General features: G+C 66.5%; 21 protein-coding genes and 2 tRNA genes. 15 read left to right on the top strand and 8 right to left on the bottom strand.

Annotated elements, in window-relative coordinates:
• The 6 genes from rsmG to rpmH form a co-directional block, all read right to left on the bottom strand.
• Positions 1-678, bottom strand: a complete 678-nt coding sequence (gene rsmG, locus G6N49_RS23515) for a 16S rRNA (guanine(527)-N(7))-methyltransferase RsmG (RefSeq protein WP_083045516.1) — start codon at positions 676-678, stop codon at positions 1-3.
• A gap of 60 nt (positions 679-738) precedes the next feature.
• On the bottom strand, positions 739-1,284 hold the full coding sequence (locus G6N49_RS23510) for a Jag family protein (RefSeq protein WP_011562779.1): 546 nt from the start codon (positions 1,282-1,284) through the stop codon (positions 739-741).
• Positions 1,285-1,319: 35 nt separating this feature from the next.
• Complete coding sequence (gene yidC / locus G6N49_RS23505; RefSeq protein WP_011857613.1) at positions 1,320-2,423, bottom strand: membrane protein insertase YidC; 1,104 nt, start codon at positions 2,421-2,423, stop codon at positions 1,320-1,322.
• Positions 2,416-2,670: a membrane protein insertion efficiency factor YidD gene (yidD, locus tag G6N49_RS23500; RefSeq protein WP_221221912.1), complete on the bottom strand. Its 255-nt coding sequence runs from the start codon at positions 2,668-2,670 to the stop codon at positions 2,416-2,418. The genes yidC and yidD overlap by 8 nt, the downstream gene beginning before the upstream one ends.
• A gap of 68 nt (positions 2,671-2,738) precedes the next feature.
• Positions 2,739-3,095 (bottom strand): ribonuclease P protein component, encoded by a 357-nt coding sequence (gene rnpA, locus G6N49_RS23495; RefSeq protein ID WP_011562782.1) that lies wholly within the window; start codon positions 3,093-3,095, stop codon positions 2,739-2,741.
• A gap of 21 nt (positions 3,096-3,116) precedes the next feature.
• Complete coding sequence (rpmH, locus tag G6N49_RS23490; protein ID WP_005142265.1) at positions 3,117-3,260, bottom strand: 50S ribosomal protein L34; 144 nt, start codon at positions 3,258-3,260, stop codon at positions 3,117-3,119.
• Positions 3,261-3,813: 553 nt separating this feature from the next.
• Here rpmH and dnaA point away from each other — a divergent pair.
• The 10 genes from dnaA (at position 3,814) to G6N49_RS23440 (ending at position 15,832) form a co-directional block, all read left to right on the top strand.
• Positions 3,814-5,301 carry a chromosomal replication initiator protein DnaA gene (gene dnaA, locus G6N49_RS23485; protein WP_011557429.1) on the top strand — a complete coding sequence of 496 codons (1,488 nt, stop codon included), beginning with the start codon at positions 3,814-3,816 and terminating at the stop codon, positions 5,299-5,301.
• Positions 5,302-5,870: 569 nt separating this feature from the next.
• A complete protein-coding gene (dnaN, locus tag G6N49_RS23480; protein ID WP_179967788.1) occupies positions 5,871-7,061 on the top strand; it encodes a DNA polymerase III subunit beta in 1,191 nt (396 codons plus the stop codon).
• Positions 7,062-7,090: 29 nt separating this feature from the next.
• Positions 7,091-7,984, top strand: coding sequence for a phosphogluconate dehydrogenase (NAD(+)-dependent, decarboxylating) (gnd, locus tag G6N49_RS23475; protein ID WP_011854140.1), 894 nt, complete (start codon positions 7,091-7,093; stop codon positions 7,982-7,984).
• A 52-nt stretch (positions 7,985-8,036) separates the two neighbouring features.
• Positions 8,037-9,179 carry a DNA replication/repair protein RecF gene (gene recF / locus G6N49_RS23470; RefSeq protein ID WP_011854141.1) on the top strand — a complete coding sequence of 381 codons (1,143 nt, stop codon included), beginning with the start codon at positions 8,037-8,039 and terminating at the stop codon, positions 9,177-9,179.
• On the top strand, positions 9,176-9,748 hold the full coding sequence (locus tag G6N49_RS23465; RefSeq protein ID WP_011557433.1) for a DUF721 family protein: 573 nt from the start codon (positions 9,176-9,178) through the stop codon (positions 9,746-9,748). Before recF ends, G6N49_RS23465 begins: the two co-directional genes overlap by 4 nt.
• 220 nt (positions 9,749-9,968) lie before the next feature.
• Positions 9,969-11,996, top strand: a complete 2,028-nt coding sequence (gyrB, locus tag G6N49_RS23460) for a DNA topoisomerase (ATP-hydrolyzing) subunit B (protein ID WP_011557434.1) — start codon at positions 9,969-9,971, stop codon at positions 11,994-11,996.
• Positions 11,997-12,029: 33 nt separating this feature from the next.
• Positions 12,030-14,540 carry a DNA gyrase subunit A gene (gyrA, locus tag G6N49_RS23455; protein ID WP_011854142.1) on the top strand — a complete coding sequence of 837 codons (2,511 nt, stop codon included), beginning with the start codon at positions 12,030-12,032 and terminating at the stop codon, positions 14,538-14,540.
• Between the two features lie 17 nt (positions 14,541-14,557).
• Positions 14,558-15,430 (top strand): DUF3566 domain-containing protein, encoded by an 873-nt coding sequence (locus G6N49_RS23450; protein WP_011557436.1) that lies wholly within the window; start codon positions 14,558-14,560, stop codon positions 15,428-15,430.
• Positions 15,431-15,524: 94 nt separating this feature from the next.
• Positions 15,525-15,598, top strand: a tRNA-Ile gene (locus G6N49_RS23445).
• Between the two features lie 161 nt (positions 15,599-15,759).
• Positions 15,760-15,832 (top strand) — tRNA-Ala (locus G6N49_RS23440).
• Between the two features lie 48 nt (positions 15,833-15,880).
• On the opposite strand, the gene G6N49_RS23435 is transcribed toward G6N49_RS23440, so the two are convergent.
• Both G6N49_RS23435 and G6N49_RS29295 read right to left on the bottom strand, forming a co-directional pair.
• Entirely contained in the window at positions 15,881-17,011 is a 1,131-nt protein-coding gene (locus G6N49_RS23435) for a site-specific integrase (RefSeq protein WP_083045515.1), read from the bottom strand.
• Positions 16,998-17,519 carry an XRE family transcriptional regulator gene (locus G6N49_RS29295; RefSeq protein WP_179967787.1) on the bottom strand — a complete coding sequence of 174 codons (522 nt, stop codon included), beginning with the start codon at positions 17,517-17,519 and terminating at the stop codon, positions 16,998-17,000. Before G6N49_RS29295 ends, G6N49_RS23435 begins: the two co-directional genes overlap by 14 nt.
• 124 nt (positions 17,520-17,643) lie before the next feature.
• On the opposite strand from G6N49_RS29295, the gene G6N49_RS23425 reads away from it, so the two are divergent.
• From G6N49_RS23425 to G6N49_RS23405, 5 genes are all read left to right on the top strand, one after another.
• On the top strand, positions 17,644-17,853 hold the full coding sequence (locus G6N49_RS23425) for a helix-turn-helix domain-containing protein (protein WP_083045514.1): 210 nt from the start codon (positions 17,644-17,646) through the stop codon (positions 17,851-17,853).
• A 142-nt stretch (positions 17,854-17,995) separates the two neighbouring features.
• Positions 17,996-18,292 carry a hypothetical protein gene (locus G6N49_RS23420; protein ID WP_083045513.1) on the top strand — a complete coding sequence of 99 codons (297 nt, stop codon included), beginning with the start codon at positions 17,996-17,998 and terminating at the stop codon, positions 18,290-18,292.
• Entirely contained in the window at positions 18,289-18,648 is a 360-nt protein-coding gene (locus tag G6N49_RS23415; RefSeq protein ID WP_083045512.1) for a hypothetical protein, read from the top strand. Before G6N49_RS23420 ends, G6N49_RS23415 begins: the two co-directional genes overlap by 4 nt.
• Before the next feature lie 130 nt (positions 18,649-18,778).
• Positions 18,779-19,153: a DUF2742 domain-containing protein gene (locus G6N49_RS23410; protein ID WP_083045511.1), complete on the top strand. Its 375-nt coding sequence runs from the start codon at positions 18,779-18,781 to the stop codon at positions 19,151-19,153.
• Positions 19,150-20,931 carry a hypothetical protein gene (locus G6N49_RS23405; protein ID WP_083045510.1) on the top strand — a complete coding sequence of 594 codons (1,782 nt, stop codon included), beginning with the start codon at positions 19,150-19,152 and terminating at the stop codon, positions 20,929-20,931. The genes G6N49_RS23410 and G6N49_RS23405 overlap by 4 nt, the downstream gene beginning before the upstream one ends.
• Positions 20,932-21,041: the final 110 nt, after the last annotated feature.

Below are 21,041 nucleotides of genomic sequence, written 5' to 3'. Positions count from 1 at the left end.
TCATCTCCTGCTCGATCGCCCCGGCCGCCCGCGGCCGTTCGACGGCGTCGCGCGCCGCGCCTCGACCACGGTGGCGGGCGGGTTCAAATAGTCCGCGCCACACCTCAATACCCTGACATCGACCGCGCCGGCCCGCGCCAGCACACGCCGGTTCTCCTCGATCTCCGCCTCGGCGCGGGCGCCCTTCAGCGCCAACATCCGACCGCTCTCGCGAAGAATCCCCATGCTCCAGGTCGCGAGTTTGTCGAGCGAGCCGACCGCGCGCGATGTCACGACGTCCATCTCCCCCACCTCACGACGCACCGCCGGATCCTCCGCTCGACCCCGAACGACGATCACTGCGACGCCGAGCGCGTCGACCACCTCGGTGAGGAACTCGCACCGTCGCTGCATCGGTTCGATCAGCGTCACGTGGACGTCGGGCCGCGCCAGCGCCAACGGTATCCCGGGCAGCCCGGCACCGCTCCCGATGTCGGCGATCCGGTCCCCCGACTCCACCAACTCGCCGAGCGCAGCACTGTTGAGGATGTGCCGATCCCAGATCCGGTCCGTCTCGCGTGGGCCGATCAGCCCACGCTCGACGCCGGCGGTGGCGAGGAACTCGGCGTAGCGCTGCGCCAGCGGGAGCCGGTCACCGAAGACCGCCTCGGCGGTGGGCGGTGGCGCGACGTGTTTCACGTGAAACATCCCCTGCCTATCGGCGGACCGGGTGCGGTGAACTACATGGATGTAACTCGGTCAGTCGGCGAGCACGACCACGCGGCGCGACGGCTCGACGCCCTCACTCTCGCTGTGCACACCGGCGACCGCCGCGACGGCGTCGTGCACGATCTTGCGTTCGAACGGCGTCATCGGGGCGAGCTCTTCGCGCTCACCGGTTTCGAGGACGCGGCGCGCGACCTTGTCCCCCAGCGCGGCCAGCTCGTCGCGACGGCGCCGGCGCCAGCGGGCGATGTCGAGCATGAGCCGGCTACGCTCGCCGGTCTTCTGGTGGACCGCCAAGCGCGTCAGCTCCTGCAGCGCGTCGAGCACCTCACCCTTGCGGCCCACCAACTTGTTCAGGTCGGTCCCGCCGTCGATGCTCACGACCGCCCGGTCGCCCTCGACATCCAGATCGATGTCACCGTCGAAGTCCAACAGGTCGAGCAACTCCTCCAGGTAGTCGCCGGCGATCTCGCCTTCGGCCACCAACCGGTCCTCGAGGTCGTCCTCCGGGGCCGTGATCTCCTCGGCGTCCCGCGTCTCGACGTCCTCGGTCCGCTCGGTCGTATCAGCGTCGGTCATGTCTGCCTCTCCCTCTTCCGCCAGTCCCCGACTGGTCAACGCTTGCGTTTCTTGGGCCGGGCTCCCGGCTTGGGCGTTCGGCTCACGGCCTGTCCGCCACTCGGTTTGGCCGCCCCGTTCCCGCTCGCCTTCGCCGCGGGCCCACCGGCCGCCTCGTCGGTTCCGGCGGCATCGGTCACCGAACCGTCGACCGCTTCCGCGCCGGCGTCGGCACCCTCCTGAGCCTTACGGGTGCGCTTGGGCTTGGCGCCGGGCGCCGGGGCGTTCGCGGCGCGGCGCTCCAACGCCTCGACCTTCTTGGCCTCTTCTTCCTTCTCGATCTTGCCGAACACGTAGTGCTGCTGACCGTAGGTCCAGATGTTGTTGGCGAGCCAGTACATGATCACCGCGAGCGGCAGGAACGGACCGCCGACCACCACACCGAGCGGGAACACGTACAGCGCAAGCTTGTTCATCAACGCGGTCTGCGGGTTTGCAGCCGCTTCCGGCGTCTGGCGGGCCACCGAGGCTCGGCTGTTGAAGTGCGTCGCGATACCCGCCAGCAGCATGATCGGGACCCCGACGACCACCACCGCGACGCGGTTGAATTCGGTGAACGCCTCCAGGCCGTGCTGCTGGATCATCGTCGCGCCCAGCGGCGCCCCGAACAGGTTGGCGTCGAGGAAGTGGCCCACGTCGGTCGCGCTGAACAGATAGTTCGGGAGGCTGCGGTTCTCCTCCACCGACAGACCCAGCCGGCCGATGCCGGTCTGGGTCCGGTTGAAGGACATCAGCACGTGGTAAAGACCCAGGAACACCGGGATCTGGGCCAGCATCGGCAGGCATCCGAGGATCGGGTTGAACCCGTGTTCCTTCTGCAGCTTCTGCATCTCCAGCGCCATCCGCTGGCGGTCCTTGCCGTACTTCTTCTGCAGCGCCTTGATCTGGGGCTGCAGTTCCTGCATCTGCCGCGTGGTGCGGATCTGCCGGACGAACGGCTTGTAGAGGATCGCGCGCAGCGTGAACACCAGGAACATCACCGACAGCGCCCAGGCGAAGAAGTTGTCCGGGCCGAGGAGGAAGGCGAACGCCTTGTACCAGACCCACATGATCGCCGACACCGGGTAATAGATGATGTCGAGGCTGAACCAGTTAAACACGCGACTTGCTCCTGACGGGGTCGGCGGTGAAGTCTGCACCGCTTCGGTCTTCGGGCGGCGCGCTCGCCGCGTCCGGCCGTTCGGGGATCGGGTCCCATCCTCCCCGATGCCACGGGCCGCACTTCGCCAGCCGCACGAGCGACAGCCATCCGCCGCGCACCAGTCCGTACTCGGTGAGCGCGTCCACGGCGTACTGGCTACAGGTCGGGGTGAACCGGCACGACGGGTAACGAAGCGGAGAGATCATGTGGCGGTAGAGCTGGATGACGTAGATGACGGCCTTCGCGGCCGAGATGCTCACCCGTCGTGGTGCATTCACGCCGACGCCTCGACGCGCGGCCGGGCTCGGCGCAGCGCCGCGGACAGTTCCTGGTGGAGTCGGGCCGACGTCGCCGACGCGGCACCCGGCAGCGCACGGATCACCAGCCGGTGACCGGGTTGCAGTTCGTCGAGCATCGGATGGACACTGTGCCGCAGTCGACGGGAGACCCGGTGGCGTACGACGGCGTTACCGACCGATTTGGCCACCACCAACCCGACACGTGGACCGCTCGGATCGTCGAGGACGTTCGCCATGTGCAGCACGAGATCGGGTTGCGCCGAGCGCACCCCTTTACTGACTGTGGTACTGAACTCCGTCGACCGGGTCATCCGGTACCGAGCCGGAAGCACCGCGTGAGATCCTGCGTCGACTCACGCAGTCAGGGAACGGCGGCCCTTACGACGACGGCCCGTCACGATCGCCCGGCCGGCACGGGTACGCATCCGCAGCCGGAACCCGTGCACCCGCGCGCGACGGCGGTTGTTGGGCTGGAATGTCCGCTTGCCCTTGGCCACGGCAATCTCTCCTTGTTACGTGTGGCGTCCGCATTCCATCCGCCTGTCACAGCGGGTGGACGCGGTCGCCGTTGTTAAGCTTCGTGCGTCTTGCGTGCTTGCCGGCGCGGTCTCCGTCTTTCGGATCGCAGCCGTATCGCCACGTGCGGGCGACTGTTCGAGGGTACTGACGAGATTTCCCCGGGTCAAACCTCGCCGATCAGGCGCCCGATCGTTGACATTCGTCACATTCTTCACCGCTGTCCGCCGGACAGAAAGATGAAGTGCCCCAATGTTGTCGAACGGTTGGCACTACGAGAGAAAACTGTTAGCTTCTGGCAATGCCGTTTCGCACCTGAGGCGGCCGCCGACAACGAAATGAGGACGATCCACCGGCCGCGAGCCCACAGCCGCACCGTCCGCTGTGCCGAGCCCCGTCCCGGGACCGTCCCAACCGGTAGACAACAGAACGACGACGACTGTCTTACTCCACAGGTTGTGGATAACTTTGTGGACAGTTCTGTCTTCGTTCGATCTGGTCGTCTCTGGACAGACCGCAAGGGGGTAGCAGTCGTTGACAGCCGACCCCGACCCACCTTTTGTCGCGGTCTGGAACACCGTCGTCGCCGAACTCAACGGTGACCCGGCCGCCACGGGACCGCGCAACGGTGACGGTGCGCTGCCGACCCTGACCCCGCAGCAACGAGCCTGGCTGAAACTGGTCAAGCCGCTCGTGATCACCGAGGGTTTCGCCCTGCTGTCGGTTCCGACACCGTTCGTCCAGAACGAGATCGAACGTCACCTCCGCGAACCGATCATCACCGCCTTGAGCCGCCACCTCGGTCAACGGGTGGAACTCGGTGTGCGGATCGCCACCCCCTCCCCCGAGGACGACGACCCGCCGCCGTCCCCGGTGATCGCCGACATCGACGAGGTCGACGAGGACACCGAAGCCCGGGTCAGCGCCGAAGAGACCTGGCCGCGCTACTTCAGCCGCCCGCCCGAGACCCCGGCCGCCGAAGATCCGAACGCCGTCAGCCTCAACCGGCGCTACACGTTCGACACGTTCGTCATCGGCGCCTCCAATCGGTTCGCCCACGCGGCGACGCTGGCCATCGCCGAGGCGCCGGCCCGGGCGTACAACCCGTTGTTCATCTGGGGTGAGTCCGGTCTGGGCAAGACCCATCTGCTGCATGCGGCCGGTAACTATGCCCAACGCCTCTTCCCCGGTATGCGCGTGAAGTACGTCTCCACCGAGGAATTCACCAACGACTTCATCAACTCGCTGCGCGACGACCGCAAGGCGTCGTTCAAGCGCAGTTACCGCGACATCGACGTGCTGCTGGTCGACGACATCCAGTTCATCGAGGGCAAGGAAGGTATCCAGGAAGAGTTCTTCCACACCTTCAACACGCTGCACAACGCGAACAAGCAGATCGTCATCTCCTCCGACCGGCCGCCCAAACAGCTGGCGACACTGGAGGATCGGCTGCGGACGCGGTTCGAATGGGGGCTGATCACCGATGTGCAGCCGCCCGAACTCGAGACCCGAATCGCGATTCTGCGCAAGAAGGCCCAGATGGACCGGCTCGACGTTCCCGACGACGTCCTCGAGCTCATCGCCAGCAGCATCGAGCGCAACATCCGCGAGCTCGAAGGGGCGCTGATCCGGGTCACCGCGTTCGCCTCGCTCAACAAGACCCCGATCGACAAGTCGCTCGCCGAGATCGTGCTGCGGGATCTCATCTCCGACGCCAGCACCATGCAGATCTCGACCGCGGCGATCATGGCCGCCACCGCCGAGTACTTCGAGACCACGATCGAAGAGCTCCGCGGCCCGGGTAAGACCAGGGCGCTGGCGCAGTCCCGCCAGATCGCGATGTACCTGTGCCGCGAGCTCACCGACTTGTCGCTGCCGAAGATCGGGCAGGCGTTCGGCCGCGACCACACGACCGTGATGTACGCGGAGAAGAAGATCCGCGGCGAGATGGCCGAACGCCGCGAGGTGTTCGATCACGTCAAGGAACTCACCACGCGGATCCGCCAGCGCGCCAAGCGCTGAACGTCGTCCCTTTTTTTCCCGATTTCAGGCCGCCGGGGTCCATCCGGCGGCCTTCTGTCACGTGTCGAAAGCCCGCGGATCCAAAAAACTTGGGCACCCGCTGTCACATCTGTCACTCACCGACCCTGTGGACAATCTGGGGACAACCTGGTGACCGAACCCTGGAGCAAGCCGCTCTTGTTACACAACGTCGCCGTCGTGCACAGCCGGCGCGTACCGCCCGCCGGTCCGTCCACAGCCGCCGCACATGCCGACACGCCTGTCAGGCTGGGCCGAACGGCGTTCATCCCCAATCTCCACAGGCCCTAATACTGTTGCTTGTATATCTCTCTAGTTCTCTTCTAAGAACAAAGGCTTTGGGGACACACCCACTCACCGCACCCGACGTCGTCGAGGTGCGCCCGATGTCAGCCCGATCGATTAGCTTTCAAGTTCGACTGGAAAGCTCTACGGTGGTTCATCGACAGCCGTTACGGTCGTCGAGACGCATCAGGGCGACGCGTTCCGAGACGCCGGTGAAACCGCTGGTAGAGCTCATTGTGGTGTTATTGCGAAGGGACGCTATGGACGTGGTGCCGACGACGGCGGGTCACACCGACCTGAAGTTCCGCCTGGTGCGAGAGGACTTCGCCGACGCAGTGGCCTGGGTGGCCCGCAATCTGCCGACCCGTCCGACCGTCCCCGTGCTGGCCGGCGTGCTGCTCACCGGCGACGACGACGGGCTGACGATCTCCGGATTCGACTACGAGGTTTCGGCCGAGGTGCGTGTCGCGGCCGAAATCGCTTCTCCGGGAAGCGTTCTGGTGTCGGGACGGCTGTTGTCCGATATCACCAAGGCGCTGCCCGCCAAACCCGTCGACGTCAGCGTCGAGGGCACCCGCGTCTCGCTGACCTGCGGGAGCGCCCGCTTCTCGCTGCCGACCATGGCCGTCGAGGACTACCCCGCGCTGCCGACGCTGCCCGACGAGACCGGGGTGATCGGCGCCGACCTGTTCGCCGAAGCCATCGGCCAGGTCGCGGTGGCCGCCGGCCGCGACGACACGCTGCCGATGCTCACCGGCATCCGCGTTGAGATCACCGGTGAGAGTGTGGTTTTGGCGGCAACCGACCGGTTCCGCCTGGCGGTGCGCGAGTTGACCTGGTCGACGAGCTCGCCCGACGTCGAGGCCGCGGTGCTGGTACCGGCCAAGACCCTCGCCGAGGCGGCCAAGGCCGGCACCGACGGGACCGATGTGCACCTGGCGCTGGGCGCCGGATCCGCGGTCGGCAAAGAGGGCCTGCTGGGGATTCGCAGCGAGGGCAAGCGCAGCACCACCCGCCTGCTCGACGCGGAATTCCCGAAGTTCCGCCAACTGCTGCCCAGTGAGCACACCGCGGTCGCGACGATCGGCGTCGCCGAACTCACCGAGGCGATCAAGCGTGTCGCGCTGGTGGCCGACCGCGGCGCCCAGGTGCGGATGGAATTCGCCGACGACGTGTTGCGGTTGTCCGCCGGCGCCGACGACGTCGGCCGCGCCGAGGAGGACCTGGCCGTCGCGTTCTCCGGTGAGCCGCTCACCATCGCCTTCAACCCGACGTATCTCACCGACGGCCTCGGCTCGCTGCATTCCGAGCGGGTGACGTTCGGCTTCACGACGCCCAGCCGGCCCGCGGTCCTCCGCCCGGCGGGCGACGAGGACACCGGCGGTGGCGCCGGCCCGTTCCCGGCCCTGCAGACCGATTACGTTTACCTGTTGATGCCGGTACGGCTTCCCGGCTGACCGGACCGACGCAACCAAGAGGGGCGGACATGCAACTGGGTCTGGTGGGGCTCGGCAAGATGGGCTTCAACATGCGGGAACGCCTTCGCGAAGGCGGACACGAAGTCGTCGGCTTCGATCCCCGGCCCGAGGTGACCGACGTCCCGTCGCTCGCCGCGCTGGCCGACGCGCTGGCCGCGCCCAGGGTGGTGTGGGTGATGGTGCCGTCCGGTCCGGTCACGCACGACACGATCGTGTCGCTCGCCGAGGTGCTGGGTGAGGGCGACCTGGTGATCGACGGCGGCAACTCCCGCTTCACCGAGGACGCTCCGCACGCAGAGCTGTTGAAAGCCAAGGGAATCGGCTTCATCGACGCGGGCGTGTCCGGCGGTGTCTGGGGGCTGGCGGAGGGGTATGGCCTGATGGTCGGCGGCGACGACGCCGACATCGAACGGGTCATGCCGATCTTCGACACCCTGCGCCCCCCGGGTGACCGGGCGGACGGATTCGTCCACGCGGGACCCGTCGGTGCGGGTCATTTCGCCAAGATGGTGCACAACGGTGTCGAGTACGCGTTGATGACCGCCTACGGCGAGGGTTATGAGTTGTTGGCCGCCGAGGAGTTGATCCGCGATCCGCAGGCGGTGTACCAGGCCTGGACGAACGGCACGGTGGTCCGGTCATGGCTGCAGCAGCTGCTCGCCAAGGCCCTCCGGGAGGATCCCGGCCTGGCCGAGATCTCCGGCTACACCGAGGATTCCGGCGAAGGCCGGTGGACGGTCGAGGAGGCGATCCGCCTCCGCGTGCCGGTGCCGTCCATCGCGGCATCGCTGTTCGCGCGGTTTGAATCGCGCCAGGAGGACTCCCCCACCATGAAGGCCGTCTCGGCGTTGCGGAACCAGTTCGGCGGGCACGCCGTCCAGAGGATCAGCAAGTCGGGGTAGATGCCGCGGTTGCGAGGTGCAATGAGATGCCGCGGACGCGAGGAGCAGTGAGTTGTTCGTCCGGCATCTGACGCTGACCGACTTCCGGTCCTGGGCGCGCGCCGATCTGGAGTTGGAGCCCGGCCGTACCGTCTTCGTCGGCCCCAACGGTTTCGGCAAGACGAATCTCGTTGAGGCGCTGTGGTATTCGGCAACGCTCGGCTCACACCGAGTGGCCTCGGACGCCCCGCTCATCCGGGCCGGCGCACCGCGCGCGGTGGTGTCGACCATCGTGGTGAACGAAGGTCGCGAGTTGGCGGTCGACCTCGAGATCACCACCGGCCGGGCGAACAAGGCGCGGCTCAACCGTTCACCGGTGCGCAGCCCCCGCGAAGTGCTCGGGGTGTTGCGTGCGGTGCTGTTCGCCCCCGAGGATTTGGCGCTGGTACGCGGTGACCCGGGCGAACGCCGCCGCTATCTCGACGAACTCGCCACCACCCGTCGCCCGAGCATCGCCGGCGTACGCGCCGACTACGACCGGGTCATCAGGCAGCGCACCGCACTGTTGAAGAGCGCCGCGGGGGCCCGGTACCGCGGAGACCGCAGCGTTCTCGAGACCCTCGACGTGTGGGATGGGCACCTCGCCGCGCACGGTGCGTTGTTGATGGCCGCGCGCGCCGACCTCGTGCACCACTTGGCGCCGGAGGTCGAGAAGGCCTATCAACTCCTGGCGCCGGGGTCGCGGCCGGCGGCCATCCGGTACCGCACCAGCATCGATGCCGAAGACGATGTCAGCGCCGAGTACTACGAGGCCGCCCTGCTCGACGCGATGACCCGCCGGCGCGACGCCGAACTCGAACGCGGGGTCTGCCTGGTCGGCCCGCACCGGGACGACCTGGAGTTGCGGCTCGGTGACCAGATGGCGAAAGGCTATGCCAGCCATGGGGAGTCGTGGTCGATGGCGTTGTCGCTGCGGTTGGCCGCCTATGAGCTGTTGCGAACCGACGGCAGCGATCCGGTCCTCCTGCTCGATGACGTGTTCGCCGAACTGGACGCCGCCCGGCGGCGCGCCCTGGCCGAGGTCGCAGCGTCTGCGGAGCAGGTGCTGGTCACCGCGGCGGTCGCCGAGGACATCCCCGCCGACTGGGATGCGCGGCGGATCGTGATCCGGATGCAGGACGACGACGATGGGCGCGTATCGATGGTGGAGTCATGAGCGACGACGACCGGGATGGCGACGGCGACCCGATCGGTCCCCCCGCGCACCTGTCCGAGCTCAAGGGCATGGATCTGGTGCGGCGCACCCTCGAAGAAGCCCGCGGGGCGGCGCGCAGCCAGGGTAAGGACGTGGGCCGGGGTCGGACCTCGCCGGCCCGCCGGGTGGCGGGTACGGGACGGCGCCGCAGCTGGTCGGGACCTGGTCCGGATTCCCGCGACCCCCAGACACTCGGTGCGGCGACGCGGGATCTGGCCCGTACCCGGGGCTGGTCCCCCAAGGTCGCCGAGGGTGCGGTGTTCGGACAGTGGTCGACGGTGGTCGGCGAACAGATCGCCGAACACGCCACCCCGAGTTCGTTGCGCGAGGGCGTCCTGACGGTCGCCGCCGAATCGACCGCCTGGGCCACCCAACTCCGGATGGTGCAGTCGCAGCTTCTGGCGAAGATCGCCGCGGCCGTCGGCGACGGTGTCGTCACCTCGCTGAAGATCACCGGGCCGACGGCGCCGTCGTGGCGGAAAGGCCGTTACCACATCGCGGGCCGCGGCCCGCGCGATACGTACGGATGAGTCCTCACAACTGTGCGCTCAGAGGCGCGTGGGGTTCCCGGGGCCGTCCCTTCGGCGTCCCGACGCACCGAAGTTCGAGAAATTCCGCGCACGGCGCGGATAGATAGGTGAAAACGCCGCCGCAGCGTCGGTCCTGACGGTATCTGCCGGTAGACTGGACAGGAACTACGCGGCGGTCCGTCGACCGTTCGCCCGCGAACCCCGAGGAGACGCGTCCAACGTGGCTGCCCAGAAGAAGAATGCTCCGGCCGAGTACGGCGCGGATTCGATCAAGGTCCTCGAGGGGCTCGAAGCGGTCCGCAAGCGACCGGGCATGTACATCGGCTCGACGGGCGAACGCGGTCTCCACCACCTGGTCTGGGAAGTCGTCGACAACGCCGTCGACGAGGCGATGGCCGGTTTCGCCACCAAGGTCGAGGTGCGGATCCTCGAGAACGGCGGCGTCCAGGTCACCGACGACGGTCGTGGCATCCCGGTCGCCATGCACTCCACCGGCATCCCCACCGTCGACGTCGTGATGACCGTCCTGCACGCCGGCGGCAAGTTCGAAGAGGGCGCCTACCAGGTGTCCGGCGGTCTGCACGGTGTGGGTGTGTCGGTGGTCAACGCGCTGTCCACCCGGCTCGAGGCCGACATCCGCACCGACGGGTACGAGTGGTTTCAGACCTACGACCGTTCGGTGCCGGGCACCCTCAAGCAGGGTGAGAAGACGAAGAAGACCGGCACGACCATCCGCTTCTGGGCCGATCCGGACATCTTCGAGACCACCAGCTACGACTTCGAGACGATCGCCCGGCGTCTGCAGGAGATGGCGTTCCTCAACAAGGGCCTCACCATCGAATTGACCGACGAGCGGGTGACCGCCGAAGAGGTGGTCGACGACGTCGTCAGCGATCATGCCGAAGCGCCCAAGAGCGCCGAGGAGAAGTCGGCCGAGGCGGCAAAACCGCAGAAGGTCAAGCACCGGGTCTTCCACTACCCGGGCGGTCTGGTCGACTTCGTCAAGCACATCAACCGCACGAAGACCCCGATCCAGCCCAGCGTCATCGACTTCGACGGTAAGGGCGAGGGCCACGAGGTCGAGATCGCGATGCAGTGGAACGCCGGCTACTCCGAGTCGGTGCACACGTTCGCCAACACGATCAACACCCACGAGGGCGGCACCCACGAAGAGGGGTTCCGCACGGCGCTGACGTCGGTGGTGAACAAGTACGCCAAGGACAAGAAGCTCCTCAAGGACAAGGATCCGAACCTCACCGGCGACGACATCCGGGAGGGCCTCGCTGCCGTCATCTCGGTGAAGGTGTCCCAGCCGCAGTTCGAAGGCCAGACGAAGACCAAACTCGGCAACACCGAGGTCAAGTCGTTCGTGCAGAAGATCTGCAACGAACAGCTCAGCCACTGGTTCGAGGCCAATCCGGCCGAGGCGAAAACCGTTGTGAACAAGGCGGTCTCGTCGGCGCAGGCGCGGCTGGCCGCCCGCAAGGCCCGGGAGTTGGTGCGGCGCAAGAGCGCAACCGACATCGGCGGTCTTCCGGGCAAGCTCGCCGACTGCCGTTCGACCGATCCGAGCAAGTCGGAACTGTATGTGGTGGAGGGTGACTCGGCCGGCGGTTCGGCCAAGAGCGGTCGCGACTCGATGTTCCAGGCGATCCTGCCGTTGCGCGGCAAGATCATCAACGTCGAGAAGGCGCGCATCGACCGCGTGCTGAAGAACACCGAAGTCCAGGCGATCATCACCGCGCTGGGCACGGGTATCCACGACGAGTTCGACATCAGCAAGCTGCGGTATCACAAGATCGTGCTGATGGCCGACGCAGACGTCGACGGCCAACACATCTCGACGCTGCTGCTGACACTGCTGTTCCGGTTCATGAAACCGTTGATCGAGAACGGTCACGTGTTCCTGGCGCAGCCGCCGCTGTACAAGCTCAAATGGCAGCGCAGCACACCGGAATTCGCCTATTCGGACCGGGAGCGCGACGGGTTGCTCGAAGCCGGCCGTGCCGCGGGCAAGCGGATCAACGCCGACGACGGCATCCAGCGCTACAAGGGTCTGGGCGAGATGGACGCCAAGGAACTGTGGGAGACCACGATGGACCCGTCGGTGCGGGTGCTGCGCCAGATCACGCTCGACGATGCGGCCGCTGCCGACGAACTGTTCTCGATCCTGATGGGCGAGGACGTCGAGGCGCGCCGCAGCTTCATCACCCGAAACGCCAAAGACGTTCGCTTCCTTGACGTTTAGACTACGTTCGACCGAAATACTTAGGAATCATCGATGACTGATACCACGTTGCCTCCTGGCGACGAAGCCGGAGACCGCATCGAACCGGTCGACATCCAGCAGGAGATGCAGCGCAGCTACATCGACTACGCGATGAGCGTTATCGTCGGGCGTGCGCTGCCCGAGGTGCGTGACGGCCTCAAGCCGGTGCACCGCCGCGTGCTCTACGCGATGTTCGACTCCGGCTTCCGTCCGGACCGTGGACACGCGAAATCCGCACGCTCCGTTGCCGAGACGATGGGTAACTACCACCCGCACGGCGACTCCTCGATCTACGACACCCTGGTCCGCATGGCGCAGCCGTGGTCGCTGCGCTACCCGTTGGTCGACGGGCAGGGCAACTTCGGCTCGCCGGGTAACGATCCGCCGGCCGCGATGCGGTACACCGAGGCGCGGCTGACCCCCCTCGCGATGGAGATGTTACGTGAAATCGACGAGGAGACAGTCGATTTCATTCCGAACTACGACGGCCGGGTGCAGGAGCCGACCGTCCTGCCGAGCCGGTTCCCGAACCTGCTGGCCAACGGTTCGGGCGGGATCGCGGTCGGTATGGCGACCAACATCCCACCGCACAACCTGCGCGAGCTGGCCGACGCCGTCTACTGGTGCCTGGAGAATTTCGAGGCCGACGAGGAGACGACGCTCGCCGCGGTGATGGAACGCGTGAAGGGTCCGGACTTCCCCACCCACGGACTCATTGTGGGCAGCCAGGGCATCGAGGACACGTACAAGACCGGGCGCGGCTCGGTGAAGATGCGCGGCGTCGTGGAGATCGAAGAGGACAGCCGCGGGCGGACCGGCATCGTCATCACCGAATTGCCGTATCAGGTCAACCACGACAACTTCATCACCTCGATCGCCGAGCAGGTCCGCGACGGCAAGCTGGCCGGCATCTCGAACATCGAGGACCAGTCCAGTGACCGTGTCGGCCTGCGCATCGTCGTCGAACTCAAGCGCGACGCCGTGGCCAAGGTGGTGCTGAACAACCTCTACAAGCACACCCAGCTGCAGACCAGCTTCGGGGCCAACATGCTGTCGATCGTCGACGGTGTCCCCCGCACGCTGCGTCTCGACCAGATGATCCGCTACTACGTGGAACACCAGCTCGACGTGATCGTGCGGCGCACCCGGTACCGGCTGCGCAAGGCCAACGAGCGGGCCCACATCCTGCGCGGTCTGGTCAAGGCGCTCGACGCCCTCGACGAGGTCATCGCGTTGATCCGCGCGTCGCAGACCGTCGACATCGCGCGGGCCGGCCTGATCGAGCTGCTCGACATCGACGAGATCCAGGCCCAGGCGATCCTCGACATGCAGCTGCGGCGCCTGGCCGCCCTGGAGCGTCAGCGCATCGTCGACGACCTGGCCAAGATCGAAGCTGAGATCGCCGACCTCGAGGACATCCTCGCCAAGCCGGAACGTCAACGCGCGATCGTGCGCGACGAGCTCAAGGAGATCGCCGACAAGTACGGCGACGACCGCCGGACCCGCATCGTGCCCGCCGACGGCGAGGTCAGCGACGAGGATCTGATCGCCCGCGAGGACGTCGTCGTCACGATCACCGAGACCGGATACGCCAAACGCACCAAGACCGACCTCTACCGCAGCCAGAAGCGCGGCGGCAAGGGTGTGCAGGGCGCCGGCCTCAAGCAGGACGACATCGTCAACCACTTCTTCGTCTGCTCCACCCACGACTGGATCCTGTTCTTCACCACCCAGGGCCGGGTGTACCGGGCGAAGGCCTACGAGTTGCCGGAGGCGTCCCGCACGGCGCGCGGTCAGCACGTCGCGAACCTGCTGGCCTTCCAGCCCAACGAGCGCATCGCGCAGGTCATCCAGATCAAGAGCTACGAGGACGCGCCGTATCTGGTGTTGGCCACCCGCAACGGTCTGGTGAAGAAGTCGCGGTTGACCGACTTCGACTCCAACCGGTCCGGCGGCATCGTCGCGGTGAACCTGCGCGACGGTGACGAACTGGTCGGAGCCGTGCTCTGCTCGTCCGAGGACGACCTCCTGCTGGTGTCGGCCAAGGGCCAGTCGATCCGGTTCTCCGCCACCGACGAGGCGCTGCGGCCGATGGGCCGCGCGACCTCCGGTGTGCAGGGCATGCGGTTCAACGCCGACGACGAACTGCTGTCCCTCAACGTGGTGCGACCGGACACCTACCTGCTGGTGGCGACCAGCGGTGGCTACGCCAAGCGCACCTCGATCGAGGAGTACACCGCGCAGGGTCGAGGCGGAAAGGGCATCCTGACGATCCAGTACGACCGCCGACGTGGCAATCTTGTCGGGGCGTTGATCGTCGATGACGACACGGAGTTGTACGCGATCACCTCGGGTGGAGGTGTCATCCGGACGGCTGCCCGCCAGGTCCGCAAGGCCGGGCGACAGACGAAGGGCGTTCGGTTGATGAACCTGGGTGAGGGCGACACACTGATTGCCATCGCGCGCAACGCCGAGGCGGGCGACAGCACCGACGAGGTCAACACCGACCCGGATGCGGTCTGATCAGTGAGGAGCCGTAGGTGAGTGCACCGAACGAGCCGGGATTGCCGCGCGGGGGCGACGGCCCAGGAGGCGGCAACGGCTCCCCTGCCCCGGGTGCGGGCCGCGACAACGGTTCGCCGGCCAACGCGGCTGGTCGGGTCGGCACCGAAGGCGGGGACGTCCCGCCCTGGCAGCGTGGCCGCCCGAATCGGCCACCGCAGTCACGGGCACAGGACGCCCCCACCCGGCAGGAGCCCAGCCGCGGCGGCTCGCCCACCCACGCCCCCGGCGCCGAGGCGCGGAACACGAGCCGGTTCCCGGTGAGCGGTTCGGCACCGACCGAGGAGACCAAGGCGCCCGCCGCCCCGGTGCGCACCCCCGAACGCACGGAGGCGCCCCGGCCCGAGGCGTACGCCAGCGAACTGCCGGACCTCTCCGGTCCGGTGCCGCGGCCACCGCAGCGCAAGCCGGCGACCGACCGGCCGGCGACGGAAGCTCCCGCTCGCCCGGCCGCCCGCACGCAGGTGGGTCAGCGGCCCGCCCGCGGTCCGGTCCGCGCCAGCATGCAGATCCGTCGCGTCGACCCGTGGAGCGCACTGAAGGTGTCGCTGGTGCTGTCGGTGGCGCTGTTCTTCGTGTGGATGATCGCGGTGGCGTTCCTGTACCTCGTGCTCGGCGGGATGGGCGTCTGGAGCAAGCTGAACAGCAACGTCGGCGACCTGTTGACCAGCGCGAGCGGGTCCAGCGGCGGTGAGCTGGTCTCCAGCAGCACCATCTTCGGCGGCGCCGCGCTCGTCGGCCTGGTGAACATCGTGATCCTCACCGCGATGGCCACCGCGGGCGCGTTCATCTACAACCTCACCACCGACCTCGTGGGCGGTGTGGAGGTCACGCTGGCCGACCGCGACTAGGGATACCGGCGGGCAGGAACGAAATGCCCCGGGAAGGGATTTGGGGACAGAGGCGCGGTTACGGTAATCTCGCTGCTCGTCCGTATGCGACTACGGGCCTATAGCTCAGGCGGTTAGAGCGCTTCGCTGATAACGAAGAGGTCGGAGGTTCGAGTCCTCCTAGGCCCACTGGACAGGCTGGTCGCCACACCGGCCAGGCCCGCTGGAAGGGGGCACCGTGCGATTCGTTCTGGTGCTCGCTGCGGTGGCCGCGTCGGTTCTGGTGTGGCGGTCACGGCACGGCCCCGAGGTGTGGCACGCGCTCGACGAACGATCAGCCTGACCCGCGAGGGGCCTTAGCTCAGTTGGTAGAGCGCTGCCTTTGCAAGGCAGATGTCAGGAGTTCGAATCTCCTAGGCTCCACAAGTCAAACGGCAGGTCAGACCCTATGTGGTCTGGCCTGTTCTGCGTCTAGGCCGCGTCCGTGCCCACACTATGCCCACAATCACGAGTCAACAACGCGTTGATTGCCACCCCGACCGCATCCACATCCGACCCGTACAGATGGCCGTAACGGTCCAGGGTGAGGGCTGCGCTCTCGTGTCCCAGCATGTTCTGCAAGCTCTTGATGTTCGCGCCCGCCTGAATCGCCAACGACGCCGCTGTGTGCCGCAACTCGTGCAACTTAAACTCATAGACCACCGTGTCGTGGTCCGTCATGGTCGGAAACAGCTGCGCCTCAGTGACCGCCTGAGACCACCACCGCCGCCGCACGTTGGTCCCCCGCATGTGACCACCCGCGGAGTCCGGGAACACTAGTTCGTCTGCTGCTGCACAACTACCGGACAGCAGCAGATCGGCGACGAAGGCCGGCAGGCTCACCGTGCGGCCCTTGCCGCCCTTCGGCGACCCCACCACGAACTTGTTGTCCACGAGCACCACAGACCGCGTGACCCTGATCATCAGTCGGTCGAGGTCGACATCACGCCACCGAAGCTCCGCAGCCTCACCGAACCGCAACCCGCACGTCCCGAGCACGTAAACCAACGCCCGGTGCTCGCCCGACGCCGCCGCCAGCGCGTGCAGCTGTTCGAGGGTGAGGAACCGCTGCTCGACCGTCCCCACCGCGGGCAGTTCGACACCGTCGACCGGGTTCAGCACCAGGCGGTTGTCCGACACCGCCATCGCGAGCACCTGGCGCAACACACCGACCACCTTGTGCACCGTGGCCGGTGATCGATCCGAACTGATCTCGGCCACCCAATCGCGCACGAGCTGCCGCGAGATGTCCCCCAGCGCGACGTGTGCGTGCTCCGCAATGAAGGTGTCCAGCACCACCTGATACCGGGACCGGGTCGACGGCTTGAGGTTGTGTTTCGACGCGAGCCACTCCTGCGCGTACTCCCCCAGTTTCACCCGACCGGCGGCCGGCGCTACATACGACCCACGCCGCTTGTCCACCTCGAGCTGGTTGGCGAACGCTTCGGCATCCCGTTTGGTGCGGAACCCTCGTTTGTCAGTCTGTCGACGGTCCGGCGTCCGGTACCGCACCCGGTAACGGACCGCGCCGGAGCTCGTCTCGTACTTTTCAATCGTTGCCATCAGCGGCCTCTCCCTTGGCTACCCGCCGACGCTGCAAGTGGTCTTCCTGCCGCTGCTTGAAGGCGTCGAGCTTTTCGGCGAGGCGATCCCTGTCCCAAACGGGCCAGGAACGAATGAACCACTCAAGCCGGCCTTTACGGTCGATCGTCTCCCACGCGCGCAACCAGTCCCATACCTGCCCCGCTGGCACCGGCCCCTCCTTGCCTGTGACCGACACTTGCTCGTCAGCATCAGACGTCTCAGGCATCAGCAGGGTAACCGGCGAAACATCAAGTGCCGCAGCTAAAGCGGCCAGGTCGTCCGCGTCGACCCGCCGCGTCTCGGCAACGATCTTGCGCAATCCGAGCGTTGGGATCGGCCGCCCGATCCGAGACAGCCGCTCGGACAGCGCAGCGAATGTCAGGTTCTGCTCGGTGCGCAGCCGCTCGACGTTGGCGGCAACGGCCTCGCCGGTTGCTCCCAACGGGTTCTTGGTCAGCGCCTTCGAGGCATCCGGTGTAGGAGTCACGAGACAACGATAGGCGATCGTTTGGATCTCTCCAGCGATTCACTTGACCACGTTGCGAATCGTGATGCATTATTACCTCGCGAGAGATCCAAACGATCTCTCAAACGATTGAAAGGAAACATCAATGGCCGATCTCCTTGCGCCGGAGGCGCTGCCTCCAGTCGCAACCGCCTCCCAAGTGGCGAGAGTCGTACAAACAACTGTCGACGCGCTCAGCCAGGACAGGTATCGCCGCAGAGGCATCCCTTACGTGAAGATCGGCGGCCGCGTCAGGTACCTCCGCGAAGACGTAGTCGCCTACCTCGCGGCGAATCGCATCGGCGGCGCTGCCTGATGCGGATCTACCCGCAGCACGAAGATCTCGGCCTTGATCCTGAGGCCGACCGGACCGAGGATATGCGGCCCCGAAATTATGACGCCGCCAGGGTGGCAGCCCTGACGGCGTCTGAACTCACCCATCACCAGGAAGGTTAGTCATGACCACTGTAAAGCAATGCCTGCACTGCACGGTACCCACCTGCGACAGCGATGTGTGCGCGTTCTGCGCCACCTACGTACCACCGGAGTCGCCCAGCCAACGGCTCGACGTCGCCGCCAACCGCGTCGACCTCCTGCGCCACGACATCAACGACGTCTTACGCGACCTGCCAGAGACGGCACCGTTGTTCGCGGTCGCTGACGTTGTCACCGCACTCGGCCATCTGCGCCGCGCCGCCGTAGCGCTGGACCGTGCGAACGACGTCCTCGAAGGCGACGAGGCGGTGAAGCGATGAGCGCAACGGACTTCCACGCCGTGTGGTGCGACCACCGTGGTACCGGCGAAACCCACCACGACACCTATCCGTACTGCATGCGGATGGTTCACGGCGTCAAAACCATCCCGCTCGAAGGCGAGCCGCACCCGCCGAACATATGGGTCACTGCGACCTCGATGGCTCACCCAAGCGCCCTGACGTCGGGCGAGCTCGCAGCCGATGGCCAACGCTTCGACGGCATCGAGCTGACCATCGAAAAATACATCGGCGCGGAGTGGGTCGAGCAGACGCTCCGGTTACGCTCCGACGCCGCCAGATCGTTGGCGGCGACGCTGGTCCGGGCCGCCGACATTCAACAGGGATTGACCCGATGACCGCCGAACCACTCAACGCCGCTTGCCAGCTCTGCCGCGCTTTCGCTGGCGAAGATTGCACCGACTGGTCTGGGAAAGTGCGCTTCGCGGTGCACTTTTCGAGACTGCTTGGTGCTGAGGCGGAGCGCCAGTGACCAGAGCGCACAGGGAGACCCGCCCCATTGGGGCGGGCACTTCCGCGTCACAAGAGGTTTCGTGGTGGGCCACCCATGTGTTCCTCGAAGCTGTTCTCGCGCAGGCCAACACAGGATCATTGCCAATGGCCGGAACCCCCGCATGGGGAGCCCTGGCCGACAGCGACCCGCGGAAGTTGCTCGCGTTGGCTGCCGCCGGTGAACACCATGCTCTGCGCATGGAGACAGCTCAAGCGGCACGCGCCGAGGCGAACCAGGAGATATCGACGGCGGCCCCGTGGTCACAGATCGCGCACCAACAACTCCAGCGCGCCCAGTGGGATGAAGCACACCCCTGGGCCCGCCCAACGGCTTCTAGGAGAGCATCTTGACCGGCGACGAGTTCTTCGACGCGACTCCCCAACTCCAGACGATCAGGCAGTGGGCACACGCACGTTTCGCCGCCAAGTGGGCCGTGTTCCTTGCGGTCCTCCTCCGGGTGCACGCCAGCACCAGCCCCGGCGTCCAGCTGCCCGGCGTGATCGGGGGGCCGGCATCACTGAATCTGATCGGCGCGTTCGTCTCCCCGTCCGGCGGCGGGAAAGGCATCAGCGACAAGGTCGCACGACTGGCGTGGCCAACGCCGATCATCGAACGCCCCATCGGCTCCGGCGAGGGCATCGCCGCGCTCTTCGCCCCTCCGAAAAAGGAGGGCGTCGAACGGATCACCCAGGCGATCATCAACGTCAGTGAGATCGACTCGCTAACCGGCATCGCGTCACGGCAAGGATCCATCTTGCTCGCTCAACTCAAGGCCGCGGTGATGGGCGAGTTGATCGGGCAGTCCAACGCCTCGGAGGCCACAACGCGTGTGGTGCTCCCACACAGCTACCGCTGCGTGATGAGCGTCGGCGCCCAACCCGGTCACTGCGACGTCATCTTTAACGACACGAGTGGGGGCACACCGCAGCGAGTGCTGTGGGTCCCGACCACCGACCCGGACATGCCCGCGGACCCGCCCGACGATCCTGCACCCCTAGAAACCTCTCTGCCCGCGTGGAGTCGCACGACCGACACCGTGGAGATCCAGTACGGTCCCAGCGAGATCCGCGAGCAGATCATCGCCGCGCACCTCGCGCGCCAACGCGGTGAAGCCAACGCCTTGGATGGGCACCGCATGCTGACCCGCTGCAAGGTCGCCGCGGGCCTGGCGATCATGCACCACCGCTCTGTGATCTCCGAGTTGGACTGGCAGCTATCCGAGACGGTGATGGCGGTGTCCGATTCCACCCGGGACTGGATCGTGAACGAGGCGCGCCGGGCAGCACGGGCCAAGGCTCAGGATCGTGCGATGGCGCGCGCGGTCGGGGAGGAGTTCATCGATCAACGGCGCCTCGACGTGGTGAAGCGCAGGGTGCTCAAGGTCCTCGCCGATGGCCGGATATCGCGCGGTGATCTACGGGCCAGGATGGGCAAGAAGGAGTACCGCGAGCTGCTCGAAGCGGCGATAGCAGAGTTAGCTGCAAACGGTATGATCACCCGCATTGAGGCCACGCAAGGTGGTGCACAATTGGAGTTGAACCCCGAGTTCAGCCCTGAATCCGAGTTCAGCCCCGATATCGGCAGGTCAGAGGCCCTGAACCGTGAGTTCAGCCCTGAACTGCAAGCCACAGTCACGCACTTGGATTCCCGCAGGTCGGCGGATTCTCCCCGCCCGAAGGTGACCGCAGTGAAGTGGTTCGCCGATCACATCGACGAACTGCAAGCGGCAGGCCACACGACTGTCCCGGCATTTGCTGTATACCAGGCGGGAGAGGCCGCTGGGTACACCATGTCCACCCTCGCCAACGCTGCCAGAGCGCACCCCGACATCGCCGTCATCGACCGCGCCGGCGGCAGGGTTACATGGTCGATCACCCCCGACCGGCAGCACACTTATCGGCCCGTCCGCCAATGGCTCGACGACTACCTCGACACCCTTGGCCGCACCGAGGTCACACCCGACGAAGTCCGCATCGCTGGACAGGCCGCCGGCTACGGGTGGGAAACCGTCAGGGCCACCGCCCGCGACTCCCCGCGCATCCAGAGCGTGCCCGCCCGCGGGCGAAGCAAGTCCAACCGAATCTGGCACATCATCAACCCGCCCACCGACGGGGAGGAATCCGCATGACGTGGAAGCCACCGGGGATACCCCCTCCCCCCGGTCAACCAGGGCACGGATGGCATAGGGCCTGACTGTCTGTGCAGAACTCAAAACCTTTTCGGACCCCCGTTTCACAC

It is taken from the genome of Mycolicibacterium monacense (assembly GCF_010731575.1).
In the GTDB taxonomy this organism is placed as follows: Bacteria; Actinomycetota; Actinomycetes; order Mycobacteriales; family Mycobacteriaceae; genus Mycobacterium; species Mycobacterium monacense.
The sequence above is the reverse complement of the archived record's forward strand: the minus strand, read 5'-3'. Positions and strand labels throughout refer to the sequence as shown.